The sequence below is a fragment of the Flavobacterium quisquiliarum genome (genome assembly GCF_019308285.1).
In the GTDB taxonomy this organism is placed as follows: domain Bacteria; phylum Bacteroidota; class Bacteroidia; order Flavobacteriales; family Flavobacteriaceae; genus Flavobacterium; species Flavobacterium quisquiliarum.
Map to the genome: position 1 here is coordinate 212,271 of NZ_WWEM01000038.1, position 15,949 is coordinate 228,219.

A 15,949-nucleotide genomic window follows, 5' to 3' on the forward strand; every position below is an offset into this window, starting at 1 on the left:
GTTGCGACTCGCTTTAAAATGATAGCCTTTTTCGGGCTTACAATATAATCGTTATTTGACGATTAATCGTGAACTGGACTCTGCGTACAAGGACAGTTACTGATAGATTGTAAGAAATCAAATCCAATTGTAATTGAATGTGTTCCTGAATTGTAAGTACCAAGACCGTTAAACATTAACTGGTAAGAGTAAGCAAAATAGAATTTTGATTTCATAAAACCAGCCATTGGTCCCATTGCTAATGGCTTTGGAAACTGGTCATTTAAGAAACGGTATGAAACTCCGATCCAATAATAATCTTCGTAACGATTGTAACGTCTGTATTTAAAGTTAAAATCGGTTGTAGAACGTTGGTCACTTGCAAAATACTGCAAGAAAACGGATGGTTCATATTCTATACGTCTATTTTCTCCGTCTCTAAAAGTAAATCCAGAATATACCTGAAAGTTTGAAAGCAAATCTGGCTCTACTCCTCTGTACTTATCTGTATTTTTCTTCAAAACGTTGTTGGCATTAAAACTAAGATAAAATCCTTTATGACGATACAAAGCACTAATGTCAAAGTTATTATTTGAATTGTAACGATTGTCGGTAATCGAAGGATCTAAAGGTACTGGAACACCATTCACATCTCCAGTAAAGTTTCCTGTTTCTAAACGAAAACTATTGAAGTTATATGAAATACCAAATGATAGATATTTTTCAGAATAATAATCTAAAATAAGGTGGTGAGCAAACGAAACTTTAGCTCCGGTTTGTCTTGTATTACCATTGCTATCGTTATACAACGAAATACCAACCCCAGAACGATCTAGGACACGAAAATCTGCATACAATGATTGGTTATCTGGCGCATCTTTAATTCCGACCCACTGCGTTAAACCATTGGCTCTAATTCGGAGGTTGTCTCCAATACCCGCATAAGCAGGCGAAAGAATAAAAGGGTTATCAGCTAAATACTGCGTAAACACTGGTAGGTTTAACTCTTGGCTGTAACTTGTTGTTACAGCCATGAGTACTAAGGATAAAATAAACTTTTTCATTGTAATAATTTTTTTAGATAACATCATTGGGGCTATAATTTTGTTATCTGTATAATGTGAAATGTCCAACAAACTCTCTATTATCTTTTGGATCATTTAGTTTAAGAACATACCAGTAATCTCCTGTTGGTAATTCGTTTCCATGATATCTACCATCCCATTTTCCTCCAACTCTATATTTACCAACTACTCTACCGTATCTGTCGTAAACATCGAATGTTAGATCTTTGTAAGCCAATGCACCACAATCAGGACCAATAGTATTATTAGAACCGATACCATCTGGTGTAAAGTAGTTTGGCATACAGAAATCATAGAATTTACCTTCAACGTCTATTGTAGCCTCACAACCGTTTTTGTCTCTTACAATCACTTTATAAATGCCTGATTTATAGATTCTATAAGTGTTTGATGAAGAGAATGGTTCTCCATTAAAACTGTATTCATAAGGCGCAACACCTCCAGAAGCTTTCACCGTAATCGTGTTAATTTCTGTAGTCTGCTTCGTTACATCTATTAGACTTAATGGATCAACTGCATTTACATCAAACAATTCTGTTGATACTTCACATCCGTTAGTATGTCTTACTGTAACATAATGTGGTCCTGCAGGAACATCTATAAAGATATTACTTGGCTGGAATGCTCCAGTATCTAATGCATAACTGATTTGCGTTGGATCTGTATTAGACTTATCTATCGAAATAACAACCATATTAGACTGTGCATTGTTCACACAATCGTAAGTTACTTCATACGTAGGATTAAGTGTAACTGGCAATGCCAAATCGATTGTAATTTCTTGAGAACATTGGTTAGCATCTACGATATAAACAACATGCGTTCCACCTGCAAGGTTAGAGAATACAAATTTAGTTTGTGTAGTATCACCTGGAGTAAACGGTCCATTTTGATTGTCTAAACTATAACTGTATGGCATTGTTCCTCCAATTATATCAATTGCAAATTGAGCATCATGTTCACCTGAACAATGTTCTTCTTCTCTTAAAGTAAGATCCTCTGTAATTTCAATTGGATCTGGTTGTGTGATTGTCTCTTCGTAATCTTGGTAACAACCATTTTCATCCTGAACTCTTACGATGTAAGTACCTGGTCTTAAGTTTTCAAAAATATTAGAATCAAAGAACTGTCTTAAATTTGGTGAAATTGCATAAACATATCTTCCTGTTCCTCCTACAGCATTAACTGTTATCTTACCGTTGTTGAATCCTGAACAAGTAACATTAACAACATCTAATGTCGCTGTTAAAGCTTGTGCCGGTTCTGTAATCTCAATTATCTCAGATGGCTGAGTACAATCTAAACTTACTGCTCTAACTCTGTAGAATCCTACAGGTAAATCTGTAAATTCACCAGGATACGCTTGCGCTGGAGCTGGCGTAATTGGATTTCCGTTTACATCTGTTAAAATGTAAGTGAAATTACCTAACCCTCCTTTTGCAATAGCCGTAATTGTTCCTTTTACATCTCCAGTACATTGAATATCTGTATGGCTTAATGTTTCGAATACAATTGCAGGAACTGGATCAAAAGTAACTCCGTTAGATACTACGCTTAAACATCCGTTTGTATCTCTTACATAGTATGTATAAGTTACCTTAGCTGTAGTTCTTGGTAAATCAATTGGAACAGAACTAGTAAATGATGTTGGATTATATGTAATTCCATCAACACTATAATAGTAAGGAGCAGTTCCTCCTGTTGCAGTAAGGACAACTCTTGGCGTAATTTGACAAGTTTCTGTTCTATCAATAGCTAAAGAAGCTTTAACAACATTTGGCTGTCTAATAGTAATTGTATTTGATACATTACTACAAGTCCAATCATCGGAAGCTGTTACTTGATAAGTTCCTGCACCTAATCCAGCAAATGTTCTGCTTGGCTGCGCTGCTCTAACGATTTGTGTTCCATCTGCTAATGTTCCACGTAAAGTAAATGTATAGTTACCAGAACCTCCAGTTACTGTATTTACCGTTATTGTAGCATCTTTATCTTCAAAACAAAGCAGTAATGTTTTATCTGTTGCGATAACAACACTAATAGGTGTTGGATTTACCAATGGAACACTAAATGATGCTTCACATTTACCGTCTGTTACATAAACAGTATAGTTACCTTCTACTAAATTCGCAAAAATAGGAGAATCTTGATATGGAGTGATAATATTAGTACCAATTCTTAACTCGTACTTGTATCCTCCTGGCCATCCACCTGTTGCAGACGCTATAATTCTACCATCATTATTACCTGCAATACAAGTAATATCTTTCTTAGTTGCCGTTACAGCTAAAGCTGCAGCTGGCTGTGTAATAGTAAAGTTTTTAGTTGCTTCACAGAAAGGTGTATCTAATAGAATACCTGTAATACTGTAAACTCCATATGACAATCCAGAAATTGTAGTTGGACCAGCTGTTGCAGATGAACCACTTCTTACAATTGTGTTTGAAGCGTCACGGATCACGTAATCAAATCTACCTGCACTATTAGGATTGTTTGCATTGATTAACAAGTCTACGATAGTAACATCTATACTACCATTGCTTCCATTATAACAATTTACATTTTGAACATTCTCAATTTTAAGATCGAATGTATTTGGCTCATTTACATAATGAATGTATTCAACACTACAATTTGTATCTAAGTTAGTTACTGTTATTAAATAGTTTGCAACTGGTAAACCTGTAAACCTACCATCATTATTCCTTTGCAATGGATATAAAGTTCCAAGCGCTCCTGTAGAAGCATCGATATCTACTACAGTATATTCTAAATTAGTTGGTGTTCCTCCGATTGAGCTAATTGAAACTGTAATGTCCTCTAGATTATTACATGTAATAGCACGATCAACATTTACTGTGATTTTGTCTAAAGCAATGTATGGATTGATCACAATTTGTGCAGGAGCAGTTCCAACACAACCTTTATCATCATAAACATTAACAATATAAGTTCCACCTTCCAAATCGTAAATTGTATACGTTGGTTTATCTGAAAATTGTTTAACCTCGTTTGGAGTACCTACTTTTATAAATTCATAATTCGCATATTTATTAGAACCTCCCGTTACACCAGAAACTGTAATAGTAGCAAAGTTGTTTGAATTACTTCCCGCATTACAATTGAACTGTGAAACTGCTGGTGCAGGAACACTGATTAGTAATGGTGTATCAACATCGATCTCATCTCTTGCTGGACAACCTCTACCAGAAATAACATCGATTACGTAATGACCAGCAGCTAAACCAGTAAAAATATTAGATTCTTGATAGGTAACTCCTCCATCTATACTGTACATATATTTCGGATTATCATTAACCCCTGCTGAAGGTGTTGTCATAGTCGCTGTTATAGTACCATCAGAGAATGTAGCACATGTTACTGGTGTTGATGTCAATGCAAATCCTGTAATTGTTGTAGCTCTCTCAATAGTTTCTTCAACTTGTGCAGGACAACCCGTTGTTGTATCTCTAACATAGAACGTGTATGTTGCTGGTGCTAAATTTGGAAATATTGGATCTGATCCAAAGTTTGTACCATCAATACTATACTCATAATTTCCGCTTCCTCCTACTGGATGTAATGTAATTTCTCCATTAGCGTCATTACATGTTGGAATTACTGAAATACTTGTACTTACAGACAATTTTTCTAAAATTTCAACTCTGAAAGGAACTGCATTTGTACATCCGTTTTTATCTCTTACAGTTACAAAATATTCTCCAGGCTGATCAACAGTAAATGTTCCTGTTGGCTGGAAACCATTTCCAATGCTGTATTCAGCACCACCTGCAGTTGTTGCAGTAACTGTAAATGTATAAGTTCCTGTTGGACTTGGACATTGGCTGAATGCATTTACTGAAAGATTAGATGGACTTAAATCTTCTGCAATTGTAACATCTAATTTAATAGCACAATCGTTTTTATCTTTCACCCAAACATCCCATTCTGTGTTTGTTGCTGGATCAAGAATTGCAAAACTATCTGGACCGTATACTGGCGTTCCATTATCTTGAACGAATGCATAACTTAAACCTCCGCTTCCTCCAGAAATAGTAGTCAAGTCGATTGTAACTTTTGAACCTGTGTTAAAACAGTTTTTATTTTCATTTATTACAGAGAATCCTGTCAATGGATCTGGTTCTGTAATAACTACAGGAATTGTAGTTGTAAAGTCACAACTTGGATAAGCTGTTTCTACAACATGAACCGTATAGTCATTTCCAGCCGCTAATCCATGAGGAAGTACGAATGAACTTGACGTTGTACTGTCGCCTGTTCCTGTAAGTGGCGGTGTTAAAGGATTTCCTCCTCTAAGGATCTCATAGGTATAAGGTCCTGCGTAACCTGTAACATTGATTTCGATTGCTCCGGTTGAGTTACCGTTACAATCAACATTTGCAGCAGCTGTAGCAAAAACTTCTAGAGTATCAAATACTGGTACTTCTATAGTATTAGACAAAATACTGCACTCTGTATTATTATCAAAAATTTCAAAATGATAATTACTTCCAGGTGTTGTTGCACCATAAGTAAATCTGTCATTCGTAACAGGAACTAATCCTCCCTCAGCAGCACCATCACGGTATGCTTGGTAAGTAAATCCTAATGGAGTATTTGTTCCACCAGTAATAATCACTTGAATATCTTGTTGATTGTTAATACAATCCATTGGTGGATTCAATTTAGCCGCAACAGCAGAAACCAATTTAGGGAACGGCTGAATTGTGATTTGATCGCTCACTATACATCCTTTTGCATCTTTTACATAGTATGTAAGTGTTTTTGCGAATCCATTATCAGATACTCTAAACTCATGTTCATCTCTCCAGTTTGTGCCGTCTAAACTATATTTATAATCAGCAAAATCTAAAGGTATCTTACCTGCTCCTCCTCCTGGAGTGATTGTAACTGTTTTCTCATTGAAAGTTGTACCTGTACATTTAAACTCGTCTTGCTCTAATAGAATTGTAACTGGAGTTGGCGCAAAAATTTCTGTTTGATGTGTTATTGGACATCCTTTTGCAGAACGAACAGTTACGTCATAAACACCAACCGTTAATCCTGTAAATACTTTGCCATTTTGAGTAACTGGGCTTCCTAGAGGAGCCGGCGAAACTTTAGTCAATGTATATTGATAAGGACCTTCAACATTCGTTGTTGGCAATGTAACTGTAATCGTTCCATTATTAAGAGTTCCTTGAGAACCAGTACAATTTGGTGCTGTATTAGACAACGTAAAATCTGGATCTGCTGGAATAGCCAAGTCAATTGTTACTGGTTTAGTACAACCTGTATTAACGTCTCTAACTGTAACGGTATAATTACCTGGAGCTTGGTTAATAAATACAGGGTTATTAAACTGTACTGGACTTGTAACTCCTGTTGTGTTATTTACTAATGTATATTCAAAATTAGTTGTTGGAATTCTAAATCCTCCGGTAACGCTAACTGTAATAGTACCATCTGCCGTTCTACAAGTTGGAATAGTCGTAAACGAACCTTCTATTTGTAATGGTTCATAAATTTCAATACCTGTAACTGTGTTACCACAACCGTTAGAATCTTTTACTCTTACAGTATGTGTTCCTGATGATACATTTGGAATTGTAAATGTCGTTGCCGTTTCTCTTTCCCAATCACCACCATCTAAACTATAATCATAAGGACCAACACCTGGACTTGTTAACGTAACTGTGATACCGAATTTTCCTTCCACAGCTGTACATTGAAGTGCAGAAACTGCTGTAATTACTGGTTCTGGATCTCTATTAACAGTTACTGTACCAGCTTGGATACAGCCATAAGCATCACGTACATATACTAAGTAATTTCCATCTTCAACATAGAACGTATTTGTATTATGAGTACCAACTATGAAAGAAGAAGCCAATGGACGAACGTCTGATGCGTCTTCTCCTATTGCCCCATTATCTGGGAAAATTTGATATAAATACGGAACTGCAGTAATACCATTTGCAGGATCAGCAGCTATTGTTGTACCTCCTTGTCCTGAAGCCGTAACTACACCTTTATTAGGATTACAATTAGCATTTTTACTTGTACTAACGTTAATTTTCAAATCGGTTGATGACTCTCTAATCACAAATGTTGTAGTAGCTACACTACAACCTGCATTTGTAGAAGTTCCTGTTTCTTTTACTAATACATAATAATTACCAAAATTCAGTGCTGGAGTTGTTATCACTACACTACCATTTGCTGGTACCGTAGCTGTTCCTGTCGAACCTGCTATTGGTGTACGAGTAAATGCATCAAAAACCTCATAATCTACTGTAGTTGGTGTTCCATAAATACTTGTTACAGTAAATGTAACATTCCCGTCAGCCGCTGTCTTACAAGTTACATTACTTGGTACTAAAGCATCAGTAGTTAATGTAGAGTTAGTTGGAATTGGTGATGCTTTAGTTTCAAAATAATAACATTTTGTCGCATCATCATATACAACAAAAGTATATGTTACCCCTGGTGTTAAATCGTAGAATGTAGCATCTTTACTACCTGGTGTACTTGGCGGACCAACTGTACCAGGAGCATTTTCTGGAATCCAATCAGCTGATGGGTAAGGTACTACTGTACCTTTATAAATACTAAAGTAGAATGGTCCATTTCCTGAAAATGCAGAACCTACCGCTACAGTAGCAGTACCACCAGTTGTACAATTAGCTGGAGGGTAAGTAACAGTAATATCTAATTGATTTGGAGGTGATGCCACTAAAACATCTTTATATTCTACTAAACATCCGTTAGCATCAGTAATTTTAACTTGATATAATCCAAAATCTACAATGTCAAATTCAACAGAAGTAGTTCCAGGGCTTACTTCAGTTTTATCATAATTATAACCTGTTACATGGTAAGTATAATTAGGAGTTCCTCCTGTTACACTGTTAATAATAATCGATCCTTTAGAAACTCCTCCCAATGGATCACATGTAATTGGTACAATCGTCTTTGTTACAACAATTGGCTCTGGACCGCTAATTGTACCAGGCATAGAATCTGTACATCCATTTCCATCAGTAACAGTAATCATATAACTTCCTCTTGGAAGCCCAGTAGTTTGTGTTCCAAAATTAACGTTAGGTGTTACATCAGTTTTAACGACACTATAAACAAATGGACTTACTCCTTTAGTTAGATCTAAAGTAATATTGAAAGATCCAGTTTCATCAGCACTACAATATACTTGATCAACCTGAACAACAGCTGTTATATCAGGATCTGTTTTAGGCTGTAATGTTCTTGTTGCAGTTGTGGTACATCCTGCAGCATCTGTAAATGTAAATACATATATTGTAGGTGTAGTTTTTCCTGCTGGAATACCACTTGCATCAACATAACTAAATGTTCCATCAGTAGCAGTTACATTATGTGTAGTTGCAGGAGATTCTGGATTTCCGTCAATTGTAACAGTATACGTATATAACGGATTACCTGTTGCTCCTTGTGTTCCACCAGAAACTTTACCTCTAATTTCAATATTTGGCGTATTACATTTTGGACCAGCAAATAAGCTAGTACTTGCTGATAATTCAGTCGCAACAGTTTGTTCTGGCAAATCTATAAAACAACCCGTTGAAGTATCTCTAACCGTGATAACATATTTACCAGGCTCTAAATTTTCGAAAGTTCCATTATTTTGAGTCGTTCCTCCATTTAAGGCGTATGTATAATTTGCTTGTGTATTTGGTGTTACATAAATAGCTGCTTTTCCAGCATTTGTGTAACAAAGATTTGTTGTTGCAGCAATAGTTGCAGTTACATCAGGTCCAAGTATAATAGTAAATGTTCCATTTTGTTCACAACCTTTTAAATCTTTAACAGTATAGTTGTAAACACCATTTTCTAAGCCTTCAAAATAGTTATTGTTTTCTTGTACAATTGCAGGACCTGTTGGAGGTGTTATAGTATAAGTGTAATTTGTATTCCATCCTCCAGTTACATTAATTGTAGCCGTTCCTAAATCAGCACAAGTTTTTGGCGTAACTGTTGCTGGAGTTAAAGCCAATGGATCTACCGGCTCAGCTACGTGCTGAGTTCTTTCAACATAACAATTTGTTGTTCCATTGGTTACTCTAATAGAGTGATTTCCTGCATTTAAATTCGAAACAGTAATATCAAAAGTTGTTCCTGTTCCAGGAGTTGTTCCTGTTTGAACATTTGCTGTGACACCATCAACTACATATGAATAAGGTGTATTATTACCAAAACCACTAATTGTAAATGTAACAGTACCAGTAGATGCGCCTTTACAAATTACAGTATTATCTACATTACTAGAAATAGATATTTCTGGTAATTTATCAATTGTGTGAGATACTTGTTTCTTACAATTATTTTCGTCCATTACCTCAAACATATAGGTTCCTGGCGCAAGACCCACAAATGTAGGGCTTGATTGGAATATTGTTTGAGAAGCCGTTGGTGAAACGATACGGTATTGGAATGTTGCCATTGTACCTTTTCCACCAGTAACTGTCTGGATTGTAACATCTACTGTATTAGCTGGACATCTTAATGCTGTATTAGAGAATGTCATAGCAGTTGGAGGCGTTAGAGCATCAATACGTCCCGCTGTAACTGTTAATGGACATCCTTTACCATCTGTAATATCTACAGTATAATTTCCTGCAACTGTTAAGCCTGAAAATATACCATCAGTTCTTGTCGCTACAATTGTTGTTCCTCTTTTTAAAACAAAAGTATATGAACCATTACCATTTGTTGCTGTTGCGGTAATAGTAGCACCGTGATCACAATTATATTGAGGGTCTATTGTTGCAGAACCTCCTAAAGCAAGCGGAGCAGTAATTGTAACATCGATTTGTCCTTGACAACCTTTATTGTCTCTTACATAGAAAGTATGTACTCCTGCTGATAAGCCAGAGAAAATTCCAGTTGTATTCGTAAATGTAATATTGTCAGAACTGTATCTGTAACCGCCTGAACCATTCTGTGCTCTTAATACAACAGATCCATCTGATAATCCGTTACAAGAAACTGGTACTTTACTAACTTCTGAAAGTGATGGATTTGTAATAGGATCAACAACTGCTGTCATTCTTTTTGTACATCCTTTTGAATCTGTAACCTCAAAAATATATGTATCTGCAATTCCTGTTGAATACGTAAATGTAGTTCCATTTGGTGTTGTTGGCTGTACAAGTGTACCTGTAGCATTACCAGAAACTAAACTTACCGTATATGGAGGATATCCGTATGAAATTGTTCCTGTAACTACAGCGTTTCCTGTTGTTGGAGAACAATCTAATGTTTTGATATCTTTATCAACGCTTAATTCTCTTTCAATTCTAAAGTCAATAGGATCTATTGGAGAACAACCTACAGCATCAGTAACGATAATTCTGTGATCTCCTGGCTCGATATTGTTAAATACGTTAGAAGGTGTTTGAGCTGGTTTTCCATCAATGCTATAACTGAATGGACCAGTTCCTCCTGTAACGATAACGGTTACTGAAGCTTTGTTTGTAGCATCATAACAGAAATCTGAATTAATATCTAATGCTGCACTTATTGCAGGTGGCGCAACTACTTGTACAGGAGCCCCTATTGCGCTGACACATTTATTAGCATCTCTTACAAATACTTCATAGTCCCCTACTGGAACGTTAGTAAAGTCTGTACTAGATTGAAATGGTCTATATGAAGTTCCATTAGCATATCTTAATTCATATTCGTAAGCTGGTGTTCCTTCTGAAGCTGAAGCTCTAATTGTAGCCCCTACAGAACATTTTGCAGCAACAAGTACCACACCTCCAGCTAAAAGAGCATTTGGGGCTGTAATTGTTGGTGTAAAGGTTTTTGTACATGTTGCTTCTGTCGTAGCATTGTAACGAACTCTTACATCATACGTTTTAGCCTCTAAGTTTGTTACAACATAAGGGCTTACTTTTACATTGATCCAATTTGCTCCTCCGTCTACAGTATAATCATATCCGTAAGTTGTATCGAAATTAGTTGCTGTAATTGTAATTTCACCATCATTTGGCGCACCAGTTCCAGCACAAGAAACATTTTTAGTGACATCAGCAGTTCCTGTAAATGCTTTTCCTGTTGGAACAATAATCGTTAAGTTTTTTTCTTTGATACATGATTTTGGCAATTGATACACTTTAATATCATCAATAGCACCATCATTACCATTATATTCTGTACTTCCAGATCTTACTCTAAAGATTAAGGTTGTATTATTTCCTGGATTTAAAGTTACTTCCCTTTTTTCCCATTTATTCGATCTTAAAATTGTTGGAATAGACGGAATTCCTGTTGGATTTGGCGTTGGAGGAATTGCTGGTGCCTGTGCAATAACATTTCCGTTAGTATCAACCAATTCGAAAGCGAAACTTGGATCTACACCACCACTAAAATCAGCTCTAAATAAGTTTGCTAAATAGGCTTCTACAATTACTGGCTGACCTGGAATAACATCATTAATTTGTTTACTGTATAAAACTCCATTTGGACCTGCTGCACCACCAATATTAACAGCTAAGAAACGTCCAAAAGGATGTGTTCCATTTGAAGTATGATCTCTAAAAGGATACCAAGCTGAGTTGTTTGGTTCAATTTGTCTTGTTACTACATATTGATTATCTTCTAATGTTCCTCTTTTATCATCACAATTAGAAGGTAAATCTAAATCATGATAACAATAAGCAGCAGCAATACCAGGAGATCTTGTATTATAACCAATACCAAAATCTTCATTTAATAAATTACTAAAAGTTGGTACCGTTACAAGATTATATTCTACACGAATACTATGCGATCCTGGAGCAACATTTAAGAATACGTTTGGCGGAACATTTGTATTTGGCGTTGTACTGCCATCAATATAATACTTGTAATTATAATTTTCTGCTCCCGGATTATCAACAATTACTGTACTAGTAGCCGAACCGTCACAATTAAAATTAACTGGAGTTTCCACTGAAATTGATGGTTCTGCAGGTTCGCTGTCCAAAACAATACCTTCCATTAAGAAAGTACATCCATTCGAATCTTTAATATAAAGATTATAAGTTCCTGGCGCTACATATTTCTCATTCTCTGGCTGCCAGCTAGCTCCTCCATCAAAACTATAAGAATAATTTGGCACTCCTCCTTGTGGATTTGTAATACGTAATTTACCAAATCCATTTCCTGATGGATCACAACCTGCTAATTCAGAAACCCCAGCTGATGCTGTTAAGGCAGTTCCCGGTTCATCGACAATAACGCGTACTGCTGGTTCTATACACTCTACACCATCGTAAATGTATTTTACAATGATATCATAATTTCCTTTAGCTAAATTGGTAATTGGAGCAACAGAACTATAATTTGTTCCTCCGTCAATACTATATTCAATAGTATATCCAGAATTTGCAGGAGATATTGCTACATCTATTGAACCGTTACTTTCTCCGTAACATTTTGCATCGTGAGGTGTAAACGTCACGGTAGGTTTTGGAACATCTTCAGCTTTTACTGTTACTGTTACAGAACAAGAGTTATAATCTGTTACTATAATAGTAAATTCTCCATTAGGTGGCAATGGTCTAGTAAATGGAATAATAGGATTTGTGCCATAATCTACCCCATTTACTGTATAGTAATATCTAGCTGGAGTATTGGCTGGTGCACCTGGAGGTAACGGAACTGGAGTTCCTCCAGAAGCCTGTATTGTAATTTCACCATCTCCACAAGCAAGTGTTTTTGTAACATCTGCTGTAGCAGTTAATTTTTTATCGTTTATTGTAACTCTCTTTGTTTCTGAACATCCATCAGATGTAGAAACTGTTACATCATAATCTCCCGCAGCAAGATCGAAAAACTCATGATAGTTTGGAGTCGTTTTTTGTCCAGAATCTCCCACTATATTTCCTGCAAGATCTTTGGCAACAAAATGGTAATCACCATTAACGTTATCTGCAGATGCATAAATAGATCCCTTTCCTTCACAAAGTGCATCTTTTGGTGTTACTGTAGTTTTGAAAACTGCATTTAAAATAGTAACATCAATTGAAAATGGACAAGAAGATGTTTCTGTCGTTGCCGCATTCTGCTTAACATGTACAGTATAATCATTGGTAACCAAATTATCAAATACATTTGAAGTTTGATAATCGGTTCCATTTATACTATAAGTATAACCCGTTCCTGGCTGCGGATTTGTAACTGTAATTCTACCTGGAGTATTACAAACTACATCTTTTTTATCAACCGCAATTTTTAATGGGTTTTTGAAAACACTAAAATAGAATATGTTCTGACAGTTATTTCCATAAGATACAACTACTCTATAAGATCCCGATTTATTGGCAGTAAAAGTTGGTCCATCTGGCGCTGCTTGTGTCCAATTGGTCGCATCTTCATAGGCACAACTTGCAGGGAATCCTGTTGGAGGTACATCTGTAGTAACCTGCCATTTTACAGTAGTATCGGCTGCAGTAATTTTAGTATCAATAAATTTTGAATCGTTTTCACCACATAAGAAAATCTTTGGGAACTCTTTTCTATCATTGGTACATAGGTAAGGTCTTCCTGTAGCTGGATCAATATTATCTGCATAAGGACTAACAGGATTATCATTAGCACCTACAGCATAATCTGTTACAGTATAAGTCTGCAAAATACCTTTACAATCTGGATTCCCTCCAGTTTGAACAGTATATTCTCCAGCTTTTGTAACCGTAATTTGTTGAGTTGTGCCGACAGTATTTCCTGCCTTATCTTTCCAAAGATAAGTTGTATATCCATTAGCTGCTTTTAATATTGCGCTACCGCAAAGTGATACTGCTCTATGAAATAAACAATCTTCAATACCAACCAAAAAGTTAGTTGAAGTTGGATCTCCCACAATACATCCTGTATTGAAAGAATAACTTCCATCTCCATAAGGTTGTCCATTATTCGTTGGATTTATTGTTCCAAAATATTTGGAAGTTGCAGTATTTTTAATAATGTTAGAACAAGCATCTACTAGTTCGTTACAATCACTAACAACTCTAACTCTAAATTTTAAAGTATAAGTAGAACCTCCTTGTTTAACGATAGCATCTGGCACTGAAAAAACAAGTGTTCTAGTAGCGGCATCGTATGAGATATCTTGTACTCCATTATCTTTTTTAATGATATCAACAGCTCGGTCAAAAATTACATTTTGCGGCAATACATCTGTAATAGTAAAATTTTTAGCATCATCATTTCCTTCATTTCTAAATCCAATTTCATAAATCATTTCCTGACCCAATGTTACTGGCTGACCTGCTAAATCGTATTCTTCACGAACACCAGCTGCATTTGTACGAACACCTTTTACAACTTTCGTTAATACAATTTTAGGTTCAATAACATCAACCGCAAAAGTTGTTACAAAGGCACCATATCCATCACCATCAGTTGTCAATCTTAAAGTAGCGCCCGTTTCTCCATTTGGTATAACCGCATTTTTAACTCCATTAACATCGTTTTGAAGAGTAATATGGTCAATATCAAATCCCATATTGTTTATACTCTTAGGATTTCGATCTAAAATAGTAACTCCACCACTACTTATCGATGCATTAAAGAAATTATTCTCTTCATTTACAGCATCTTTTAATTTAGTCCAGGTTGTTTTAGAATTTGCTTTAATACTAAAACTATCTCCATCAATATGTTTGTCTCCTTCTAATGCGGCTACTCCAATTTTTGCTTTTACTGGAAAACCAACAGGCAAAGTTTGAAAACCATTAATAGTATAAGAAACATCCTTGTCTTGTGCTCTTCCCGGATCCACCCCAGCGTAACCATCAAAAACAGAAATAAATTTACTTGGAAGACTTGGACTTTCATAAATTACAACCAAAGTCCATCCTCCAGCTCCACCACCATTTCTCTTACCTCTTGCTGCTCTAACATTAGCAACATAATATTCACCGTTCGCATCAGGTAAATCTTGTAGCAATTTTGTTACATCACTAAAACAAACGTATGGTGAATCTTTAAATGAGTCTTCTACTCTATTACCATTCTTTTTATAACCATCAAAAATTACTTCTCTAGTATTGGTTTTGCTCGCTGTTATAGTTTTATAAAGTCCATCACTATTAGGAAGTTTAAATTTAACTGTATTCCAGTCCTCTTCCCTTAAAGAACCTGTATATTTTTGATTTACATCTGTACTTCTTTCATAAGGATAAATTGCTGACCAATACAAACCAGCAAATACAATGCTTTTACAAGAATTGTCTATGGTCAATTTCGCCATTGTAGAGTTAAAAGTATCAGGGTCATTATCTACATCTGAGTACTCTACATAGAAGTCATTATTATTTCCTGTACCATTAAAATCAAGATTAGCTTCTGCAGTTAAAGCGGCTAAATTGGTTACTGTTCCAGTATAACGAACACCATTAACAGGACTTGCAGGGCTAAAATCTGCAGGATTTTCACCTTTTCCTGTAGGATAAGGCCTTGCTCTATTATTTACTTTATTAATAACTGTATTACCAATTAAAATAATGTCTCCTTTTACTTTTACATTTCCACCTGTAAGTCTAGGAGAGAAAGGAGTTCCTACCTGAGCATTAACATATCCGAAACATAAGAATAGTAGAAATCCAAAAATAGCTCTCCGGTTTTCTTTTACTTTAACAAATAGTGGCTGAAGCATTTGTTTTTTATCAAATGATTCCACTAGTTTTTCAAACTGTTTTTGAGTATCAGAAACAATGTTTTTGATAGAACTAAAAACAGTTTTAACTGATTTAAAAATAGTAGGTTTTTCCATAGTCCTTTTTATTTACCCTGTAAATTATTCTCTAAGGGGCTTTAAAGAATAATACAATTAGTACTCTAAAATATTTATAATCTTA

At 35.6% G+C, this 15,949-nt stretch carries 2 protein-coding genes; both read right to left on the reverse strand.

Annotated features, from left to right (window positions below):
* Positions 1 to 62 precede the first annotated feature (62 nt).
* The gene (locus GSY47_RS21770; RefSeq protein ID WP_246611374.1) at positions 63 to 1,043 is read right to left on the reverse strand and encodes a PorP/SprF family type IX secretion system membrane protein; all 981 of its coding nucleotides are present in this window, start codon (positions 1,041 to 1,043) and stop codon (positions 63 to 65) included.
* A gap of 43 nt (positions 1,044 to 1,086) precedes the next feature.
* Positions 1,087 to 15,864 carry a T9SS type B sorting domain-containing protein gene (locus GSY47_RS21775; RefSeq protein ID WP_179003859.1) on the reverse strand — a complete coding sequence of 4,926 codons (14,778 nt, stop codon included), beginning with the start codon at positions 15,862 to 15,864 and terminating at the stop codon, positions 1,087 to 1,089.
* Positions 15,865 to 15,949: the final 85 nt, after the last annotated feature.

What these genes read in the sequence shown, in the direction of transcription:
- GSY47_RS21775 (WP_179003859.1), bottom strand. Translation starts at nt 15,864, where the DNA reads ATGGAAAAACCTACTATTTTTAAATCAGTTAAAACTGTTTTTAGTTCT.
- GSY47_RS21770 (WP_246611374.1), bottom strand. Translation starts at nt 1,043, where the DNA reads ATGAAAAAGTTTATTTTATCCTTAGTACTCATGGCTGTAACAACAAGT.